Annotated in this window: 14 protein-coding genes; 3 read left to right on the top strand and 11 right to left on the bottom strand. The window is 74.1% G+C overall.

Annotated elements, in window-relative coordinates; genetic code table 11:
• Nucleotides 1-94: 94 nt before the first annotated feature.
• From efeB to ACSMXW_RS17135, 6 genes are all read right to left on the bottom strand, one after another.
• Complete coding sequence (gene efeB, locus ACSMXW_RS17160) at nt 95-1,573, bottom strand: iron uptake transporter deferrochelatase/peroxidase subunit (protein WP_485807486.1); 1,479 nt, start codon at nt 1,571-1,573, stop codon at nt 95-97.
• Between the two features lie 6 nt (nt 1,574-1,579).
• Nucleotides 1,580-4,123: a copper resistance CopC/CopD family protein gene (locus tag ACSMXW_RS17155; RefSeq protein WP_485807484.1), complete on the bottom strand. Its 2,544-nt coding sequence runs from the start codon at nt 4,121-4,123 to the stop codon at nt 1,580-1,582.
• Nucleotides 4,124-4,133: 10 nt separating this feature from the next.
• Nucleotides 4,134-4,799, bottom strand: coding sequence for a copper chaperone PCu(A)C (locus ACSMXW_RS17150; RefSeq protein ID WP_485807482.1), 666 nt, complete (start codon nt 4,797-4,799; stop codon nt 4,134-4,136).
• Nucleotides 4,796-5,470, bottom strand: coding sequence for an SCO family protein (locus ACSMXW_RS17145; protein WP_485807480.1), 675 nt, complete (start codon nt 5,468-5,470; stop codon nt 4,796-4,798). The genes ACSMXW_RS17150 and ACSMXW_RS17145 overlap by 4 nt, the downstream gene beginning before the upstream one ends.
• A 377-nt stretch (nt 5,471-5,847) precedes the next feature.
• Nucleotides 5,848-6,582: a YcnI family copper-binding membrane protein gene (locus tag ACSMXW_RS17140; protein WP_485807478.1), complete on the bottom strand. Its 735-nt coding sequence runs from the start codon at nt 6,580-6,582 to the stop codon at nt 5,848-5,850.
• A gap of 228 nt (nt 6,583-6,810) precedes the next feature.
• Complete coding sequence (locus tag ACSMXW_RS17135; protein WP_485807477.1) at nt 6,811-7,683, bottom strand: hypothetical protein; 873 nt, start codon at nt 7,681-7,683, stop codon at nt 6,811-6,813.
• Nucleotides 7,684-8,113: 430 nt separating this feature from the next.
• Here ACSMXW_RS17135 and ACSMXW_RS17130 point away from each other — a divergent pair, with 430 nt between their 5' ends.
• On the top strand, nt 8,114-8,566 hold the full coding sequence (locus tag ACSMXW_RS17130) for an ATP-binding protein (RefSeq protein ID WP_485807475.1): 453 nt from the start codon (nt 8,114-8,116) through the stop codon (nt 8,564-8,566).
• A gap of 311 nt (nt 8,567-8,877) precedes the next feature.
• On the opposite strand, the gene ACSMXW_RS17125 is transcribed toward ACSMXW_RS17130, so the two are convergent.
• Both ACSMXW_RS17125 and ACSMXW_RS17120 read right to left on the bottom strand, forming a co-directional pair.
• On the bottom strand, nt 8,878-10,356 hold the full coding sequence (locus ACSMXW_RS17125) for an aminopeptidase P family protein (protein ID WP_485807473.1): 1,479 nt from the start codon (nt 10,354-10,356) through the stop codon (nt 8,878-8,880).
• Between the two features lie 289 nt (nt 10,357-10,645).
• Nucleotides 10,646-12,211, bottom strand: coding sequence for a PP2C family protein-serine/threonine phosphatase (locus ACSMXW_RS17120; RefSeq protein ID WP_485807471.1), 1,566 nt, complete (start codon nt 12,209-12,211; stop codon nt 10,646-10,648).
• 623 nt (nt 12,212-12,834) lie between these two features.
• Here ACSMXW_RS17120 and ACSMXW_RS17115 point away from each other — a divergent pair.
• Nucleotides 12,835-13,614 (top strand): bifunctional DNA primase/polymerase, encoded by a 780-nt coding sequence (locus ACSMXW_RS17115; protein WP_485807469.1) that lies wholly within the window; start codon nt 12,835-12,837, stop codon nt 13,612-13,614.
• 935 nt (nt 13,615-14,549) lie between these two features.
• Here the strand turns inward: ACSMXW_RS17115 and ACSMXW_RS17110 are convergent.
• From ACSMXW_RS17110 to ACSMXW_RS17100, 3 genes are all read right to left on the bottom strand, one after another.
• Nucleotides 14,550-15,524 carry a DUF5926 family protein gene (locus tag ACSMXW_RS17110; protein WP_485807467.1) on the bottom strand — a complete coding sequence of 325 codons (975 nt, stop codon included), beginning with the start codon at nt 15,522-15,524 and terminating at the stop codon, nt 14,550-14,552.
• A 141-nt stretch (nt 15,525-15,665) separates the two neighbouring features.
• Nucleotides 15,666-16,388: an ATP-binding protein gene (locus ACSMXW_RS17105; RefSeq protein WP_485807465.1), complete on the bottom strand. Its 723-nt coding sequence runs from the start codon at nt 16,386-16,388 to the stop codon at nt 15,666-15,668.
• Nucleotides 16,389-16,528: 140 nt separating this feature from the next.
• A complete protein-coding gene (locus ACSMXW_RS17100) occupies nt 16,529-17,698 on the bottom strand; it encodes a glycerophosphodiester phosphodiesterase family protein (protein ID WP_485807464.1) in 1,170 nt (389 codons plus the stop codon).
• Between the two features lie 698 nt (nt 17,699-18,396).
• Between ACSMXW_RS17100 and ACSMXW_RS17095 the strand changes: the two genes are divergently transcribed.
• Nucleotides 18,397-19,746 carry a trypsin-like peptidase domain-containing protein gene (locus ACSMXW_RS17095; RefSeq protein WP_485807463.1) on the top strand — a complete coding sequence of 450 codons (1,350 nt, stop codon included), beginning with the start codon at nt 18,397-18,399 and terminating at the stop codon, nt 19,744-19,746.
• Nucleotides 19,747-19,854 lie beyond the last annotated feature (108 nt).

The raw sequence follows: 19,854 nt of genomic DNA, 5'->3' as shown, positions 1-19,854 counted from the left end.
CTCCGGGACGCCCCACCTCCCCGAGCCTCGTCAGGCACCCGCCTGCGCCTGTGGGACGCCCCACCTCCCCCAGGCCGCTTCAGGCTCCCATCGCCTACGCCTCCAGGAGGCGCTGGCCCACGTACTCGCCGTCGGCCGCGCCCCCCGGTACCGCGAAGAGGCCGCTGGCCTCGTGGCGGATGAAGGCCGAGAGGGCGTCACCGCGGTCGAGTTTGCGCTGGACGGGGACGAAGCCGCGCAGCGGGTCGGCCTGCCAGCAGATGAAGAGCAGGCCCGCGTCCGGGGTGCCGTCGGCGTCGAACCCGTCGTGGTAAGAGAACGGGCGGCGCAGCATCGCGGCACCGCCGTTCTGGTCGGGACGGGTGATCCGGGCGTGGGCGTTCAGCGGGATCACCGGCTTGCTGTCGGCGCCCAGCCGGTCGAGCCGCATCTCGGTCCGCTCGGTGCCGCCCGTCAGCGGCGCGCCGGTGGACTTCCGCCGCCCTATGACCTTCTCCTGATCCGGCACGCTCAGCCGCTCCCAGTCGTCGAGCAGCATCCGGATCCGGCGTACGACGACATAGGAGCCGTGCGCCATCCAGCCCGGGGTGCCGTCCGCGGGGACGAAGATCCGCTGGTCGAAGTCGTGGTCGGACGGTTCGGGGTTGTCGGTGCCGTCGATCTGGCCCATCAGGTTGCGGGTGGTCATCGGGTGGGCGGTGGCGCCGGGCGACCGGTTGAAGCCGTTCATCTGCCAGCGCACCCGGGCCACGTCCGCCGCGTCCTTCTGGACGGCGCGCAGCGCGTGGAAGGCGACCAGGGCGTCGTCCGCGCCGATCTGTACCCAGAGGTCACCGTTGCTGCGGGCCGGATCGAGCCGGTCGGAGGAGAAGTCCGGCAGCGGGTCGAGGGCCAGGGGGCGCTGCTTCTCCAGGCCGGTACGGCCGAAGAAGCCATGGCCGAAGCCGAACGTCACGGTCAGCGAGGCGGGCCCGGCGTCCAGGGCGATCCCGGTGTCATGCCCGCCCGCGGCCACCGGCTCGCCCGCCATCAGCTGTGCGGCCGTCGCCGACCAGCGGCGCAGCAGCGCGGCGGCCTCCTTGCGGCCGGTGCCGGGGCGCAGGTCGAAGGCGATGAGATGGCCGCTGGCCTGCATGGGGGTGGTGATGCCGGGCTGATGTTTCCCGTGAAACACCGCCGCGGTGGAGCCGAGGGTGGTCAACGGGGTGGTGGCCCCGCTCCCCGCTCCGTGAGCCCCGGCCGGCGCGTCGCCCCCGGCCACGGCATAGCCCGCGGCGCCGCCTGCCGCTCCCAGGACGAGGCCGGCCGCTCCGGCGGCTCCCGCGGTGCCGAGCAGACGGCGCCGGGTGAGCTGGGCGGGGATGGTGGGGTTGCGGGTGGCAGCGGGAGCGGGGTCGGCGGGTGTGGGCGGACCGGAAGCGGCTGCCGAGGTGCTGGTTTCCGCTGGGGCGCCCGCCGCAGGGGTGCCCTCGAAGGACGCGGCCGGTGCGGGGGGCGGGGGCTCGGCGTGGTCCGGCGCCGGCCGGGGGCCGGGGGCGTCCGCGGGGTCGGAGGGGTGGGCAGGGTCCGCCATGGTGGGTCAGCCGATCTTCGCGTTCTTGTAGACGGTCACTTCGTCGATGTCGGAGGTGCGGACGGTCACGGCGAACTGCCAGTCGCCCGCCATGGGGACGTCCACGCCGTTCGCGGTCCACTGGCCGGCCGCGGTGCGCCTGGGCGTGATCCGCAACGGCCCGAGGTGCCGGGACCCCAGCGTGAGGGCGACCGTCACCTCGGGGACGTCGAGGGCCCCGCCCTCCGGGTCCATCACCATGATGTCCATGCTGTTGCGGCCCGGCCGGCTGGGGTCGAGGTCGAGCATCACCGTGCCCTGGCCCTTGGGACCGCCGGTGTCGAACGGCACGTCCAGGGAGACCGGCGGGGCCTGCTCCCCGGGGACGACGGCCGCCGCGCCGGCGTGCGCGGCCTGCTCCGCGGTGCGGCCCGTCTCCGTCGTGGTCAGGATGGTCGTGACGGCCAGCACCACGACCGCCACGGCCGCCTCGGCGAGTACCGAGCGGCGCAGTCCGGCGCGGGCCGGGTCGGCGTCGCGCTGCCGCCTGCGCCGCGCCGTGGCCATCGCGGCCCGCTGCCGGGCGAGCTGCGCGGCCCGGGCGGGTCCGGTGGCTTGGACGGAACCGGACGGCTGGGCGGCCCCGGTGTCCTCGGGCCGGGGGACCGGGGCGGGGATGGCGGGGGCGACGGTGTCCGAGGCAGCCGGGTCCCGGGTGGCGCCCGGGGCTGCTGCGTCCGCTGCGGCGGCGTCCGCAGGCGCGGTGGTCGATGTGCTCGATGTGCTCGGTGTGCTCGGTGTACTCGGTGTGCTCGGTGTACTCGGTGTGCTTGGGGAGCCCGAGGCGCCCGAGGACCTCGGGGGGCCCGAGGCGGCCGTATCCGTGCCGGTGGTCCCGGAACCGGGGGCATCTGGGGCGCCTGTGGCGGCGTATGGTCTGGCACCGTCCGGCCCGCGAGCGTCCGACTCTGGTCCGGGCGCGTCCGATCCAGGCTCGGCCGCGCCCGGTCCGGTCATGCCCGGACCGGTCATGACCGGCCCCGGAGCGTCCGAACCCGCCGCCGTGCCGACCGTGGCCGCCGTGCCGACCGTGGCCGGCGTCCGCCGCTCGGCGTGCGCGGCCCGCTCCACCGCCGCGGCGGTGTCCGTCAGCCGCGCGGTCCAGCGGCGCGAGGTACCGGCGATGCCGACGACCACGGCGACCAGGCCGACCTTGACGAGCAGGAGCCGCCCGAAGTCCGTGCCGGTGAGCGCGGAGAAGGAGCCGACCTGCCGCCAGGTCTGGTAGAGCCCGGTGGCCACGAGGGCGAGCACGCTGCCGAAGGCCAGCGCCGAGAAGCGCCGCACCGCGGCCGCCTCGATCGACGGTACCCGGTACAGCGCGGTGAGCAGCGCCGCGAGCCCGCCGAGCCAGGCCGCCACGGACAGCAGGTGGACGACGTCCAGCGGGATGGCGAGCCCGGTCTGGAGGCCGACGGAGGCGTGCTCCGACAGGGCCCAGGTCGCCGCGAGCCCGATCGCGACGACCGCCCCGCCCACCGCGAGCCCGAACGCGAGGTCCCCCGCGCCGTCGGCCCCGGCGCCCGAGCCACCTCCGACGACGCCGGCGGCCGGGGCACCCGTGCCACCCGCGCCACCCGCGCCGCGGGCACCCGCACCGTCGACACCCGGCGCACCGGGCCCACCCGGCGCACCCGTGCCACCCGCGCCGCCGTCTCCCGGGCCGCCGTCGGCCCCCACGCCACCACCGCCCCCCGCCCCGGCCCCGTTCCGCCGTGCGTACGCCCCGAAGAGCACCGCGACGAACAGCGCCGCCACCGCGAGCAGCAGCAGCCGGGAGACGAGTGCGGTGCCCTCCTTGGTGCCGAGGACGTCGTGCAGCAGGCCGAGGTCGACGATGTCGGCCACCTTGCCGGAGCCGGTGTAGGCGCCGCGCATCAGCAGCAGCGCCAGGGTCGCCGCGGTGATCGCCACCCAGCCGGAGACCACCAGGCGCTGCACCGGCCGCACCCCGGCCCCCCGCGGCCAGCAGACCAGGACGAACGCCGCCCCGCCCACCAGCAGGATGAACCCCGCGTACGACGCATACCGGGCGGTGTCGTACAGAGCGCCGACCACACCGCCGCCCGCGGCCCGGCTCGGCAGCGACACGGAGGTCTTGGACGGCGCGCCCACCGAGAAGGTGTACGCGCCGGAGACGGGGTGGCTGTCCGCGGAGATCACCTGGTAGGCGACCGTGTAGGTGCCGTGCGGCAGGCCGGGGCGCAGGCGCACCTGGTAGGTGTCGGAGCCGGTGTGGGCGACCGCGCCGGTGGTGGCGCTGTGGCCCGCCGGGTCGAGCACCCGCACTCCGTCGCTCTCGATGCTGACCTCCTCGGAGAAGGTCAGCGACACCTGCGCCGGTGCCGTCCGCACCACCGCGCCCTGCCGGGGGTCGCTGCCGGTGAGCGCGGCGTGCGCGCCGGCGGGCGCCGCGGTACCGAGCAGGACGGCCAGGCAGGCGAGGGCGCAGAGGACGACCGCGTACAGCGCACGGCGGCCGGGCCGGGAGCGGAGGGGGATGCTCTGCACGGTCAGCTCCTCACGAGGTGGTGGGACCGCCGGTCCCGCCGGCCCCGCCCGCAGGCGTCCCGGACGGGGCCCCGGCGCCGGGGTTGTAGGTGGCGGGCCGCACCGGGACCTTGACGGTGAGGGTTCCGGAGCGGGTGAAGTGCAGCCGGACGGTGACCGTCTCGCCCACCTTCGGCTTGTGCGTGAGCTGTTCGAACATCAGGTGGTTGCCGCCGCGGGTGAAGTCCAGCGAGCCGTGCGCGGGCACGCGGAAGGAGTCCTGCATCTCCATCCGGCCGCCCGTGGTGTGGTGCAGGGTGACCCGGGCGGCGATGTCGCTGGTCACCGAGGTGAGGGTGTCGCCGCCGCCGGTGTCGTGGACGGTGAGGAAGCCGGCGGCCAGGCCGGTGTCCACGGGCTCGGGGAGGAAGGCGCCGCTGACGCGCAGGTGCGGCGCCGCCGTCTCCGCCGCGGCCGGGCCGCCGTCCTTGCCGTCGGCTCCCGCGCCGCCCCCGCACCCGGCGAGCGCGCCGCACCCCACTGCGGCCACCAGCGCGAACGCGGCCACCCGCGCCCGGGTCCGCGCCCCCGCACGGGCACGGGAGGGGCCCTGCGCGCCGGTCACGGGTGCCTCGCGCAGGCCGGAGCGGCGGCCGGTCACGGGGGCCTCGGGCAGCTCGGCCCGGCGCCCGGTCACGGCCGCTCCCCCCGCACTATCTTCGGCAGGTCCTTGGTGTAGTCGTCGACGGTGGCGTCCTCGTGGTACAGCAGGTAGCCGCCGTTCGTCTTCGGCGAGAAGGCCACGACCTGGGTGCCGTGCGTGGACACGACGGTGCCGTCCTTCTCCTTCTTCGGCGGCTCGATGCTGATGCCGAGCGACCGGGCCGCGCGCTGGATGGTCGCGAACTTCCCGGTCAGGCCGATGAAGTCGGGGTCCTGCTGGCGCAGCCAGCTGCCGAGCGCGGCCGGGGTGTCCCGCTCCGGGTCGGTCGTGACGAAGACGACGCGCAGCTTGGCCTGCTCCGCCTCGGGGAGCTGCTTCTTGGCCACCGCGATGTTGCTCATCGTCAGCGGGCAGACGTCGGGGCAGTGCGTGTAGCCGAAGTAGAGGAGCGTGGGCCGGCCCTTGGTCTCGGCGCGCAGGTCGTACTTCTTGCCGTGGGTGTCGGTGAGCACGAGGTCCGGCTTGGTGAAGGGCGGGTCGAGCACGGTCAGCGCCCGTCGGCCGGACTGCCCGGACTGGGTGTCCGCCTGGACGGTGGCGGGCTTGTCGGAGTCATGGCCCCCGCCGCCGCTCCCGCACGCGGACAGCGTGAGCACGGCCGAGGCCAGCAGCGCGGCGGTCAGGGGCAGGGTCTTGTTGCGCATCAATGGTCGTCCCAGATGGTGAGGTCCCGGGGGCACCGGAGCGGTACGCCCCGGGCTGGTGCCTCCGGGGTGTGTGGCGGCGCGCACAGCGTGCGCCCATACGCCCGTACGGTGCCGGGCGCGCGCACCGTGCGCCCGCGCCCTTACGGCACCGTACGGCGCCACTCATCCCGGAAGGCGCCCGGGTAGGCGGAATGGCCCCGGACCGTAGCCGGGACCGGGGACCGGGGAGCCGGTGTGGGCCTCCCCCCGAGCCCCGCTTTCAGCCGTTCGGCCGTTCATCCGCTCAGCCGATGCAGGTCGGCAGGTCGGCTGGTCGGCAGGTCGGCAGGCTGGGAGGTGGCGAGGCCGGCTGGTCGGCTGGTCGGCTCGACCGGTCAGCCGGTGCGGCGGCGCCCGGCCAGCACGCCGAACGCCACACCGAGCACGCCGACGACGATGCCGACGACGCCCAGGACGCGCGCAATGGTGTCGGAGCCGCCGGAGTCACCGGCCGCCTGGGTGCCGCTCTGCCCGGCGGTGCCGCTCTTCTCGTCGCTCGCCGCCTGCGCACCGCCCTGCCCGTGCTGAGCGGGCGCGGTGGTCAGCTGGAGCACGGGCGCGGGGTTGTCGGGCTCGGGCCGGCCCTTCTGCTGCTCCTCGATCCAGCGGACGACCTCGTGGTCGGAGTACGTCTGCAGGGCCTTGAACGTGAGCGTGTCGGCGTCCTCGGGCAGCTTGCCGACCGAGACCGGGAACTTCTCGAAGTAGCCGGGCTCGATGCCCTTGCCGTCCGCCGTCCAGGTCACCTTGGAGACGGCCTCGTCGATCGTGCCGCCCTCGGACTTCAGGGGCGTGCTCAGCCTGCTCTTCGTGATCTTGATGGACCAGCCGGGGACGGGCTCGGGCGCGACGGAGGCCAGCGGGTGCTGCTGGTAGGGGAAGTTCACCTCCAGCTTGGTGGTCGAGGCGTTGTCGCGCTCGTTGGGCACCTTGAAGTCGAGCACGGCGTAGCCGCCCTTGGCGGCGTCGCCCTCGGACGCCACGGTGACGTGCGCGAAGGCGGGGGCGGACAGGCCGAGCACGGCGAGCGCGGCGGCGGCGCCCACCACGGTGACGCGGGAAACCTTCATGGTCGGAACACTCCACAGTCAGGAGGGGGTCGTGCGCACCGGTGGACACCGGCGCGGGAGGCACGCGGACGCGTGCCGGGCGACACCGCTCCGTTCGGGGCGGACCGGGGCAGGGCGGGGGCCTGGCCGATGGCGCACCGGCGCCGGCCCGGGCCGAGGGGCCGGGGCGGGGCGCGGAGACGACATGGCCGGGCGTGCCGAACCGGTGCCCGATACAGCGGTGTCGCGTCAGGCTGCGAGCAGGAAGGCGCGGGTGGTGGGCGGCCCGCGCCGGATCACCGAGTGCTGAAGGACCGCCGTGGGCGGCGGGGGTGGGGCGGTTTCCGCCGGCCGGGGCGGGCGCGGTCCTGTGCCTCCGGCGCCGGGCAGCCCCGCACGCAGGGCGCGCACCAGGGCGAGCGCGGCGCGCAGCGCACGGACCAGCGCGGCCTCGGCGACGCCCTGCGCGGAGAGCGCCACCAGCCGGAAGACGGCGACGTCACCGCGGCGCAGCAGCCATCCGGCGACGACCCCGGCCAGCACATGCCCGAGCAGCATCGGCGGCGATGGCAGCATGAGCATGACGTGCAGCAGCGGCACGGTGTACGCGCTCACCGCCGAGAAGCCCCCGAGCCCGGGAAGGCCCCCGCCCGTCTGTGCGAGCACGTCTGCCGCGTGCGACGACATGCCGCCCAGGGACGACGACATGCCCGCCCCGTGGGGACCGCCCATGGCGGACGCGATGCCGGCCATGGAGGACGCCATGGCCCCGCTGTGCGGCATGGCCCCGCTGTGCGCCATGGCCGCGCCGTGCGGCATGACCATGGTGTGCGGTATGACCATGGAGCACTGGCCGAGGCCGAAGAGGACGTGCAGCGCGATCTGCCCGGCCCCGAGCACCGCCGCCATACCGGGCAGCGAGCGCTGCCGCCCCGCGAGCGGCAGCACGACGAGCAGCAGGCCGCCGAAGCCGGCGGCCAGCGTCCACAGCGGGACGGCCGTCTCCGACGCCAGGCCGTGCCCCGCCGCGGACAGCGCGACGCAGGCCGCGGTGAACACCGCGGCCCTCAGCAGCCGGAGGCCGACTCCGGCGCGTGCCTCGCACGGGCGGGGGGCAGTCATGGCGGGGCCATCATCCCATTGCGCACAGATGTTTCACACGGCAGGTCCGCAAGGTCATATTAGGTCCACGAGGTTACGCAGAGTCGGTATTCCGCTCACTATCGGTAAAAATTCCCGAAATCAACGTCGATAGCCCGGTACTGATACCGCACGACCCGTGTCCGCCGCCGAAGACCTGGCCTTTTGACAGAAATGCCGGGCCTGTTCCGAGATTCGGAAATGATGCGCAGGCCGGGGGCCGCACCCGGCCGCATCCACCCGTTCGCGCAGGTCGGGGGTCCGGACACCGCCCCGGGACCGTTCTCCATACCCTGACGCGCGCACTCCGCGCATCCGCCGAACGGGCGGTGTCGGATAAGCGTAGGGCTTACTTCCGCCTGCTTGAGGCAATACGTATCGGTATGTCGAGCCGCACCCAGGAGGCTGGAGCATGAGCATCTTGTGGTCACTCCACTTGCGGCGCGAAGCTGCGAGCGTTCCGCTCGCCCGGCGCCTGCTCGTCGGCGCGATGGAGACCGCGGGGGTCGACCCCGACATCTCGTACGACCTCTCCGTCGCGCTCAGCGAGGCGTGCGCCAACGCCGTCGCGCACGGCGGCTCCGGATCCGTCGGAGCGTCGGGCGCGTACCAGGTCACCGCCTATCTCGACGGCGAGAAGTGCCGGATCGAGGTGGCCGACTCGGGCCCCGGCTTCCCGGCCGGCCGCCCGCGCCCCGTCACCCGCCCGGCGCCGCCGAGCACCGAGCACGGCCGCGGTCTCTGCCTGATCGAGGAACTGGCCGACCATGTGCACTTCGGCAACAAGCCGGGTCGCAGCGGCGCGGTGGTGAGCTTCGACAAGATCCTCAAGTGGCGCGACGACGCCCCGCTCGTGGCGGTGTGACCCGCACGGAGGGAGGTATGACGCCCCGTCCGCCACGGCGCCGCCGCGGCGGACGGGCGAGATCGCGCATCGGGCAACGCGCCGTACGTGAGCGATGGTCCGTCAGACCGGAACCCGGTGGACGCAGGCGCCGGCGCCGGCAGACCGCGACCGCGCACGGCGCCCCACGATCCGTCAGACCGCAGGCAGCCCGGCCGGGGAACCCCCGGCCGACCGCCCGGGCCCGGCTCACGTCTTGAGCCGGGCCTCACGCCTTGAGCCGGGCCTCACGCCTTGAGCCGGGCCTACCGGGCCTCGCGTCTTGAGCAGCCTCACGCCCTGAGCCGGGCCATCCACTGCTCCACCTCGTCGGCGCGGCGCGGCAGGCCCGCGGAGAGGTTCCTGTTGCCGTCCTCCGTCACGAGGATGTCGTCCTCGATGCGCACGCCGACGCCGCGGTACTCCTCCGGCACCGTCAGGTCGTCGGCCTGGAAGTACAGGCCGGGCTCGACGGTGAGGCACATGCCCGGCTCCAGGACGCCGTCGGCATAGGTCTCACGGCGGGCCACGGCGCAGTCGTGCACGTCCATGCCGAGCATGTGCCCGGTGCCGTGCAGCGTCCAGCGGCGCTGGAGTCCCAGCTCCAGGACCCGCTCGACCGGGCCCTCCAGCAGCCCCCACTCGACGAGCCGGGTGGCCAGCACCCGCTGGGCCGCGTCATGGAAGTCGCGGTACTTGGCGCCCGGCCGCACGGCGGCGATCCCGGCCTCCTGCGCGTCGTACACCGCGTCGTACACCTTGCGCTGCAAGTCGGTGTAGCGGCCGTCGATGGGCAGGGTGCGGGTGACGTCGGCGGTGTAGAGGGTGTGCGTCTCGACGCCCGCGTCGAGCAGCAGCAGCTCGCCGGGGCGCACGGGGCCGTCGTTGCGCACCCAGTGCAGGGTGCAGGCGTGCGGTCCCGCGGCGCAGATGGAGCCGTAGCCGATGTGGTTGCCCTCGACGCGGGCCCGCAGGAAGAAGGTGCCCTCGATGTAGCGCTCGCTGGTGGCCTCGGCGCGGTCGAGCACCTTCACGACGTCCTCGAAGCCGCGCACCGTGGAGTCGATGGCCTTCTGCAGCTCGCCGATCTCGAACTCGTCCTTCACCAGGCGCGCCTCGGAGAGGAAGACGCGCAGCTCATCGTCGCGCTCACCGGTGACCTTGTCGGTGAGCGCAGCCTCGATCCCCGCGTCGTGCCCGCGTACCACGCGGACCGGCCCTGTGGCCTCGCGCAGGATGCCGGGGAGCCGGCGGACGTCGGCGGCCGGGATGCCGTAGAGCTGCTCGGCCTCGGCGAGCGAGTGCCGCCGCCCGACCCACAGCTCGCCCTGGCCGTCCAGCCAGAACTCGCCGTTCTCGCGGTTGGAGCGGGGCAGCAGGTAGAGCGTCGGGGAGTGGCCGTCCGCGGTCGGCTCCAGGACGAGGACGCCGTCCTGGGTCTGGTCGCCGGTCAGGTAGGCGTACTCGACGGACGCGCGGAACGGGTACTCGGTGTCGTTCGACCTCGTCCTGAGGTTGCCGGCCGGGATCACCAGGCGCTCGCCCGGGAAGCGGGCGGAGAGGGCGGCACGGCGGGCCGCGGTCCGGTCGGCCTGGGCGATGGGCGCCAGGCCGTGCAGCTCCGTGTCGGCCCAGCCGGACTTCATGTTCTCGGCGAGCTCATCGGAGACGCCCGGGTACAGACCGTTCTTGCGCTGCTTGACGGGTTCCTCGTCCTTCTCGCCGACCACGGCCCACTCCTCACCCACGACACACCACTCGAACAGCCCCATCGTAATTCCGCCCACCCACCGGGTGGAGGGGCCTTTCCCCTCCGACCTCGCGGAGCGACTGCCCACAGCGGCAGCATCAGGCCGGCACCAGGTCCTGTCGTCGAACTCCCGTCGTTCGCCCGGAGGGCGGGTCGCGCGGCGGACGAGGGGTTGGACGACAGGGCCCAGCGGTGGGTCGGGACCGCCCAAAGGCCCAGGACCCGCGCGCCGGGCCGCAGTCGCCGACGAGGCGGGAGGGGACGCGCACCGGCCACACCAAGACCGCACACGCCGAGCGCCTCATTCCGCCTCAGCCGAAGCAAGCCGCCAGCAGCACCACGTCCGCGTCGTCCCCACAAGACCGCCCGCCCCCACCACCAGACCCCTCAGCCCCAGCCCCAGTCCCACCAGCCCCGATCCCACCAGCCCCGGTCCCACCAGCCCCGGACCCGCCGGGTCCCGCAGCACCACGAGACCCCACAGCCCCACCAGACCCTGCCGAGCCCCCGCCCCCCATGCACCCCAGCACATGATCAACCACAGCCCCCGGATCCCCCCGCAACCCCCCGGGCACACTCGCCCCCGCCGCATGCAGCCGGGCGAACGCCCGGTCCATCGGCTCCCCCGTCCGCCGCAGCACCCCGTCCGTACACAGCAGCACCGTTTCTCCCGGCAGGGCCGAAACCTCCACGCTCGGTGCCTCCCAGCACGACAGCATCCCCAGCGGCGCGGACAACGACGTCTCCACGAACTCCGTCCTCTGCGCCCCCACGATGAGCGGCGGCGTATGCCCGGCCCCGGCGAACGTGATCTTCCGCAGCGCAGGCTCGCAGTACGCGAAGAGAGCGGTGGCGGCGCGCGCGGGCTCCGTCAGACGCATCAGCAGTTCGAGATCGGACAGCACGGCCACCGGATCCTCCCCCTCCATCAGCGCATACGCGCGCAGAGAGGCCCGCAGCCGCCCCATCGCCGCCACCACCCCCGGCCCGGACCCGGTGACGGACCCCACCGCGAGCCCGAGCGCGTCGTCGGGCAGCGGCAGCGCGTCGTACCAGTCGCCGCCCCCGCCCCGCCCCGCCCGGTGCCGCACGGCCAGCCGCACCCCGGGCACCCGGGGCAGCCGCGCGGGCAGCAGCTCCTGTGCGACGGCGGCGAGCGCGGACCGCGCGCGTTCCAGCTCCAGCAGCCGCCCCAGGTGCTCGGTGGCGTGCCGGGCGTAGAGGCCGATGAGGTGGCGCCGGCGCTCGGTGGGCTCGGCGGGCTCGTCGTAGAGCCAGACCACCGCCCCGAGCCGTCCCGCCGCCTTGGTGGTGAGCGGCAGCGCATAGCTGGCGGCGCAGCCGAGCCGCGCGCTGACCTCGCGGTGCCGCGGATCGAGCCCGTCCTCGGACGGCAGGTCCGCGTGCACGATCTCCCGCTCGCCACCGGGCAGCCCGGCGGGCGTGTCGAGCAGCCGCCCGTGCGAGGTGGCCGCACGCGGCACGGTCTCCAGGTGTCCGAGGTCGGCGCGGGAGAGGCCGAAACCGAGCGTGGTGTCGGGGCCGAGCCCGTCGGACGGTTCGAGGACCACCAGCCCGCGCCGGGCACCTACGAGGGCGGCGCCGGCGCGCAGCAGTTCGTGCAGCGCGTCCTGGAGGCGCCCGGTACGCGTCAGGCGTTCCGTCAGTTCTTGGAGTGTGGTGAGGTCGGAGACCCAGCCCGCGAGCCGGTCCTGGAACACCGCCGCGGGGGCGGACGGTCCGGCGGAGTGGCCGCCGGGGGGCGCGGAGGAGTTGGACGGGGGAGCAGGGTGGCCGCCGGGGGGCGCGACAGTGTGTGCGGGCGCCGGCACCGTGGAGTCGATTCCGGCCACTTTCGGCAGATGCGGAGCGCTCATGGTGCCCAGCTCTCAGGCTGGTACGTACTCCACAAAAGCATGACAAACCCCCTGTCGTCCCACGCCATCCCACGCCATCCCGCGTCGTCCGCGTCTCTCCGCGCCGCTGACCCTGCCGGCAATGGCTCCACATCTACACGCAGAGATACACAGATGTCCAGCATTGTCCTGTTCGGTTTTGCAGTGTCTGTACCCGGTCGGTCACACAGGGAACTTGGCCAAAAAACGCCGCATGGAAAGGCATATTGCGGTCGACTGGTTTCGTTCAACGGAGCGTCACGACGGCCGCGATGGGTACGTAACCGGTGAAAGCCGGGGGTACCGGGAACGCATGATCTCGGAACCCGGCGGCGGACCCCGGCGTCCTTACCACCGACGGTCGTGCTTCTATCCTCCGTGGCGGAGGCGGCGAGAGCCATGCGCGACGGCGCATCGCCGGGCACCGCCACCCCATGCCATGCCCGTGCTCTGAGCAGCGCAGTATGGCCGACAGTCCAGCGTCGGCCCAGGGGTATCCCCCTGTCTCCGCAGGGTGTGACGCGCCAGTACGTACGCGTAGTGAAGTGATCGACACATGGTGTGATGTGGTCCTCGGCGTTCAACGCGGAAAGGAACGAGCGCTCATGCGCGAGATCCTCGGAAGGCGACGCAGGCTCCTGTCCAGGTGGACCTTCGGACGGAAGAACGGCAACGGCAGCGGGGAGGAGCGCGGCCCCGCGAGCGGCGCACGCACCGGTACGGCAGGCAGAGGCGAGAGCCCCAGGTCCGGCGGCCGGAAGAGCCGCCCCGACATGTGCGGTGCGGCGCTGACGTTCGCGACGGAGTGGCACTGGCCCGTCCTGCCCGGCGTCGGCCTCCAGTCGCACCGCGGCACCCCCGGCACCCGCTGTGCCTGCCCGGACCCCGAGTGCGTGGTGCCGGGCGCGCACCCCTTCGATCCCGGTCTGCTGGCCGCCACCACCGACGAGCGCATGATCCGCTGGTGGTGGACGAACCGCCCGGCCGCCCCCATCGTGATGGCCACCGGAGGCGGCGCCCCGTGCGCCGTCAGCCTGCCCGCCGTCGCGGCGGCGCGGGCGCTGGCCGCGCTGGACCGGCAGGACATCCGGCTCGGCCCCGTGGTCGCCACCCCCACCCGCTGGTCGATCCTGGTCGCCCCCTACTCGATGGAACAGCTCGGCGACCTCCTCTTCGCCAAGGACTTCGTCCCCGGCTCGCTGCGCTTCCACGGCTCGGGCGGCTACCTGGCCCTCCCGCCGTCCCTCACCGGTGCGGGCCCCGTCCGCTGGGAGCGGGCACCACTGCCCGGCTCCGCGGCCCCCTGGGTACCGGACGTGGAGGCCGTGGTGGACGCGGTGGTCGACGCCCTGACACACCGTGGAGTGAGCGCACCGGAGATGTGAGCCGTCATGTGAGGCGCGCCTCGGATGCCGGGGGCGCGCCCTGTGCACGGCGCGTCCTGTGTACGGCCCGCGCTGTGTACGGGCGCGCTATCTGCGGGCGCGCCTCGGAAGCAGGGCGGGCCCTCCGATGTGGGCGCCGATCCGCAGCTCTGGGGGCGGCACCCCAGGCTCCTTGAGGCACTGGAGGAGGGCGGCCTCCCGCGACACGCCGACCTGAGGATCCGTCCCACCGCGTCGGGAACGCCCCGTTCTGCTGACACGAAGGCCAACCACCGCGCAGGGGCCCTTCCCGGCCAACCCCGCCCGCGGACCGTCACTCCGCCGCTGACCTGCCCCGCGCCGGGGCCGGCTGACCGACCGGTCAGCCGCAGAGCGCGGGAAACGGCGGGTGACTCCTGTCACAACTCCCCATCCACGCAGGTAAGTCCGTGTGCGAATGGCCGAGATCGAATTTGCTAACCGCCGATCTCTTGTTACGGTTCATATAGCCCGGTTGCTGGTGCATCCCCCGTCGCCAGCAACCGGGCGCTTCTGTGCGTGCCCCGCGCCAGGCTCCGCCCGTCACCCTGCGCAGCATCCGCGGCCCGCGGGCCGCGCCCCGGTAGGGGCGCGGCGAACTGAGCGACCAGCCACGACCGAACTGCGCGACGCGAACCGCGACGCCACGACGGGACCGTCGGATCCGAGGCACCTCTGGGGTACCTCCCACGCCTTCAAGGCAGTGGGGCCCTCGGGAGAGCGCTGGGGGAGACCTGGGGAGCCCTTCAACCAGTAGGAGAGTTCGCCGGGAGGGACAGTTGCTGCCGTCTCCGGGGCTCTCCGGACCACCGGCCCGGTGGTCGGATGCCCGCTCGGCCCCGCGGCCCCCACCGGGCCCAGCCCCGCACCGCCCTGATGAGGCGCGAGGCCCAGCGAGGCCCTGAAGCGGTGCCGCGTCAGCTCAGCGTGACCTGCCGGTTGGTGAGGCCGCCGCGGGCGCGGCGCTCCTCCGCGGTCAGCGGAGTCTCCGAGGCGAGGGCGGTGGCCAGCCGCTCCGCGAACTCGGCGGCGGGCTTCTCGGTGTCCTCCGCGGACATCCCGGTCGGCAGATCCCAGACCGGCACGGTCAGTCCGTGCGCCCGGAACGAACCGACCAGACGGGTGCCCTCGCCCAGCGACGACGCGTCCGCCGCGTGCAGCCGGGCGAGCGCGTCGAGCAGCCGCTCCTCGGGGTGCGGCATCACCCAGCGCAGATGGTTCTTCTCCGGCGTCCCGCACCAGTACGCCGACGGCACGCCCGACAACTTTGCGGTCGGGATCGCCGCGGCGTTCGCACGCTCCAGCGAGGCGGCGACCTCCGGGGTGGCGTTCTCCGCGTCGGGCACCCAGAACTCGAAGCCCGCGTGCACCACGGGCTCGAACGGCGCCTCGGGATCCAGCAGATCCTGGAGCCGGGGCCCGTCCGCCGGCACCCGCCGGCCCGCTACCGGGGAGCCGGGCTCCGCCGTCAGCGCGTGCTGCAGCGTGTCGGCGAGGTCACGGCTGATGTCGCCGGACGAGGTGTCGTTCTGCAGACCGAGCAGCACCGAGCCGTCGTCGCGGCGCAGCGCGGGCCACGCCATCGGCAGCACCGTGGCCAGCGTGACGGAAGGGACGCCCTCAGGCAGGCCCTCCTTGAGGGTCAGCTCGGCGGTCGCGGCCGGCACCAGCTCACGCAGCGCCACCCAGTCGCCCTCCCCGGCCAGCCCCTCGAACGGCCGCTGCACCAGCTCCGTCGCCGCCTGCGCCGCGGCCCTGCCGTGGCACGCCTTGTAGCGGCGGCCGGAACCGCACGGGCAGGGCTCACGGGCGCCGACGACCGGAATGCTTCCGTCCGCGCCTGCGCTCTGCTGCGGGCGCCTGGCCTTGGTCTGGGGGCGCTTCTTCGCCATCGTGGGCATCTCCCGGGTACGGCTCGGTCTGGTACGCGCGAGCCTAGCCGCTCGCACGGACAACGGGAGAAAACGCGGCATCCCGCCGCAGGTACGGGGACGGCAGGCGGGCCCATCCCCGGAGGGCGCCCGCGACGTGCCTCACTCGGGGTCGTCGAGGGCGTCCGCGAAGTCGCGCTCACCGCGCGCGGGCAGGGGGCGGGAGGGCATGCGTGCGCCGAGGTCGCCGCCGCGCCGGTGCGCAGGGCGGTGGGCGTGGGCGACGGGGGCACTTCCGGTGGTCCTGCGGGTCTGCTTGCCCAGGGCGGCGGCGCGGCCGTTGGCCTCCGGCCGGGGGCCGTGGCCACCCTCCGGGCGCACCGTGCGGCCGACCGTGCGGGCCGTGGCCTCGGGGATGCGGGTGGGAGCCGGGTCGCCGTGCACCACGACCCAGACGGTGACCTCGCCGTGCGGGTCGTCCCGTACGCCCCAGTCGTCGGCGAGAGCGGTGATGATGTTCAGCCCGCGGCCGCCGTGCGCGGTGACCGAGGGCTTGGCCGGGACGGGGCGCGTCGGTCCACCGCCGTCCGTGACCTCGACCGTCAGCCGGCCCGCCGCGTCGACACGCCAGGCGGCCAGCACGTCCCCGTCCCCGTCCCCTTCCCCGTCGCCGGCCTGCGTGTCGCCCAGGGGTCTGCCGTGCCGGCAGGCGTTGCTGAGCAGTTCGGAAAGGATGAGTACGGCATCGTCGACGACCGCGTCCGAAACCCCGCTGACCCGCAGCTGGTCACGCATGCGACGTCTTGCTTTTCCCACGCCCGCAGGGCCATGGGGTACGGCCATGCACGACGACGTGGGCACCTCCTGTGCCACCACCAACGCCACCCCCGAGACCTCCTTCGCCCCACGCCACGGTGTGGATGCCCCGGGCCACGGAAGGGGAAACCGGCCGACGGCCGTACCGTGACGCATTACTCACCCTCGAATACGCATCGAACGCGCCGGTGCACGCCCGGTAACTGCCGTTATGCACGGCCGAGGCGTCGCAGCACCTGTTTCGGGCGGTTGGTGATGATGGCGTCCACACCGAGCGCGACGCACAGGTCGACGTCCGCGGGGTCGTCGACGGTCCAGACGTGGACCTGGTGCCCCGCGTCCTTCAGACGGGCGACGTACCCCGGGTGATTGCGGACGATCCGCATCGAGGGCCCGGCGATGTGCACCCCCTCGGGCAGCCGTCCCTCCCGGTGCCGCGGGGAGATGAACTGCATCAGGTAGACGGTCGGCAGCCCGGGCGCGCCGGCACGCACCCGCTGCAGGGAGCGGGACGAGAAGCTCATGATCCGCACGGGGGACGGGCCGGGACCGGCCGCATACCGCGACGCCTCCGAAGCGACTCCCCTGGGCACGGCCCCCGAACCGTTCTCGCTGGGCACGTCCCCCGAACCGTTCTCCCTGGGCACGTCCCCCGAACCGTTCTCCCTGGACGACGCCCTGGAACCGTCCTGCCTGAACGTGGCCTCGGAACCGTCGCCCTCCTGCGGGGTCCCCGAACCGTCACCCCTCTGCGGGGCCCCCGAACCGTCCTCCCTCTGGACGCTCCCGGAACCGTCCTCCCTCTGAGCAGACCCGGAACCGTCCTCCCTGTGCGCATCCTCACGCGGACCCGCGGCGGGTCCCGTCGGGGCGTCCAGGCCGAAGCGGCGGAGCAGGGAGAGCAGCCGCTCCTCGACCTGACCCGCCCAGCGGGTCGGGTGTTTGGTCTCGATGGCGAGCTCGACCCTGCGGTCCGTCTCCGCGACCAGGGTGAGCAGGCGCTCCAGGGTCAGGACGGAGGTGTCCTCGGGGCGGAGCAGGGCACCGGCGGCGCCGTTCGCCGGGTCCCAGTCCGGGCTCTCCTCCCAGCCCGGGGCCTCCGCGCCGGGCGCCCGCCTCTTCCAGGAGCCGAAGTCGAGCGCGGCGAGTTCGGAGAGCTCCAGTGCGGAGACCGCTCCCCGGCCGTTGGACGTACGGTTGATCCGCCGGTCGTGCACGCATACGAGGTGGCCGTCGGCGGTGAGGCGCACATCACACTCCAGGGCGTCGGCACCGTCCTCGATGGCCTTCCTGTACGCGGCCAGGGTGTGTTCGGGCGCGTCCTCGGAAGCCCCGCGGTGGGCGACGACCTGAATGGCATGCTGGCGTGCGTCGGTCACCGCGTCATGGTGCCACCCCGACGGGGTAGGCGTGTGCCCGGTGACGGCCCGCGCCCGGCCGCGTTGAGGATGCGCCGATCGGGCGTGAAGTGTCCGATGTAAAGGATGGCGTCGGACGCACAGCCTCGGCTTACAGTGCCCTGACGTCCGGTAGGAAAGGCTGACCGCGTACAGAAGGCACAGCTGGGCCGCGCCGGGCCGTGCATGCATGCGCACGCATGCGACCGAGTGCTGTCGACACCTGCAGCCGTGGATTGAGGAGAAGAGCTGTGAGCACCGAGAACGAGGGCGCTGCGGTACCGCCTGCCCCGTCTGCACCTCCCGTGCCGGTGGAGTCTCCCGAGCCGGCGGGTTCGCCTGCGGCGCCTCCCGCTGCGGAAGCCCCGGCCGCCGGACGGCCGGCCCCCGGCCAGGATCCGTCCGCCACGGTCCCGCAGCGTCCCGCCCAGGATCCGCCGCCCCCGGCCGCCCCCGACGCCGGGACGACCGCGACGATGCCGGCGTACCCGCCGCCTGCCGCGCCCGCCCAGGGCGCCGGGGCGCCGTCCCCCGGCCCGGGGGCGGCCGGCCAGCCGGGCCAGGCAGCGGCAGCGGCCGGCCAGCCCGGTCACCCCGGTCACCCGGGTCACCCGGGACAGGCCCCCGGTCAGCCGGCTCAGCCCCCGGCCCAGCCCGGTCACGCTCCCGGACAGCCCGGCGTGGCCGCGTCGTCGCCGGTCTCGGGCGAGTGGCCGCCCCCGCCGCCCGCCACGCCCTCCTACGGCGACCCGGGCGGAGGCACGCCGTCGTACGGTGATTCGGGCGGCGGTACGCCCTCCCACGGTGACCCGGGCAGCGGTACGCCCTCCTACGGTGATTCGGGCGGCGGCGCCGGATGGGGCTCCTCGTACCAGCCGCCCGCGCCGCGGCCGGGCGGTCGGCGCGGGGGCGGTCTCGTCGCGGCCGTGCTGGTGGCCGCGCTGGTCGCGGGCGGCATCGGCGGCGGCGTCGGCTACTGGGCCGCCGAGCACAGCGACAGCTCGACGGATTCGACGACCGTCTCCGCCTCCGGCCCCTCGGACGTCAAGCGCGCGCCGAACTCCGTCGCGGGCATCGCGTCCCGGGCGCTGCCGAGCGTCGTCACCATCGACGCGCAGAGCGGCAACGGCGACGGCGGCACCGGCACCGGCTTCGTCTACGACAAGCAGGGCCACATCCTCACCAACAACCACGTGGTGGCGGCCGCGGCCGACGGCGGAACCCTCTCGGCGACGTTCTCCAACGGCAAGAAGTACAGGGCCGAGGTGGTGGGCCGCGCGCAGGGCTACGACGTCGCGGTCATCAAGCTGAAGAACGCCCCGTCCGACCTGAAGCCGCTGGCACTCGGCGACTCCGACAAGGTGGCCGTCGGCGACCCCACGATCGCGATCGGCGCGCCCTTCGGCCTGTCCAACACGGTCACCACGGGCATCGTCAGCGCCAAGGACCGCCCCGTCACCACCAGCGAGAGCGGCAACACCAACGACGCCTCCTACATGAGCGCCCTGCAGACCGACGCCTCGATCAACCCCGGCAACTCCGGCGGCCCGCTGCTGGACGCGCGCGGCGCGGTGATCGGCATCAACTCCGCCATCAAGCCGTCCAGCGACGGCGGCCTGAGCGGCAGTGGCCAGGGCGGCTCGATCGGCCTCGGCTTCGCCATCCCGATCAACCAGGCCAAGAACGTCGCCAACCAGCTCATCAAGACCGGCCAGCCGGTCTATCCGGTGATCGGCGCGTCCGTCGCCCTGGACGACCAGGCACAGGGCAACGGCGCGGTCCTCTCCGACCAGGGCCCGAACGGCTCGCAGCCCATCACCCCCGGCGGCCCCGCGGACAAGGCGGGCCTCAAGCCCGGCGACGTCATCACCCGCTTCGACAACTCGGTGATCGACAGCGGCCCGACCCTGATCGGCGAGATCTGGAACCACCAGCCCGGAGACACCGTCAAGGTCACCTACAAGCGCGGCGGCCAGGAGCACACGGTGAACGTGACGCTGGGCGAACGCAAGGGCGACAGCCCGAGCTGACCCCCGTGAGGGGCGCCGCAGTACCCGGCGCCCCTCACTCCGCCCACCGGGCGCGCGGCACGCGGGGGCGCATCGTCCAACCTGCTAACCGCCCGCACACGGCCCCGA

The organism is Streptomyces sp. DSM 116793 (assembly GCF_057320905.1).
Note: the sequence above shows the minus strand (reverse complement) of the source record. Positions and strands in the feature narration are given on the sequence as shown.

What these genes read in the sequence shown, in the direction of transcription:
- efeB (WP_485807486.1), bottom strand. Translation starts at nt 1,573, where the DNA reads ATGGCGGACCCTGCCCACCCCTCCGACCCCGCGGACGCCCCCGGCCCC.
- ACSMXW_RS17145 (WP_485807480.1), bottom strand. Translation starts at nt 5,470, where the DNA reads ATGCGCAACAAGACCCTGCCCCTGACCGCCGCGCTGCTGGCCTCGGCC.
- ACSMXW_RS17140 (WP_485807478.1), bottom strand. Translation starts at nt 6,582, where the DNA reads ATGAAGGTTTCCCGCGTCACCGTGGTGGGCGCCGCCGCCGCGCTCGCC.
- ACSMXW_RS17135 (WP_485807477.1), bottom strand. Translation starts at nt 7,683, where the DNA reads ATGACTGCCCCCCGCCCGTGCGAGGCACGCGCCGGAGTCGGCCTCCGG.
- ACSMXW_RS17130 (WP_485807475.1), top strand. Translation starts at nt 8,114, where the DNA reads ATGAGCATCTTGTGGTCACTCCACTTGCGGCGCGAAGCTGCGAGCGTT.
- ACSMXW_RS17125 (WP_485807473.1), bottom strand. Translation starts at nt 10,356, where the DNA reads ATGGGGCTGTTCGAGTGGTGTGTCGTGGGTGAGGAGTGGGCCGTGGTC.
- ACSMXW_RS17120 (WP_485807471.1), bottom strand. Translation starts at nt 12,211, where the DNA reads ATGAGCGCTCCGCATCTGCCGAAAGTGGCCGGAATCGACTCCACGGTG.
- ACSMXW_RS17115 (WP_485807469.1), top strand. Translation starts at nt 12,835, where the DNA reads ATGCGCGAGATCCTCGGAAGGCGACGCAGGCTCCTGTCCAGGTGGACC.
- ACSMXW_RS17110 (WP_485807467.1), bottom strand. Translation starts at nt 15,524, where the DNA reads ATGGCGAAGAAGCGCCCCCAGACCAAGGCCAGGCGCCCGCAGCAGAGC.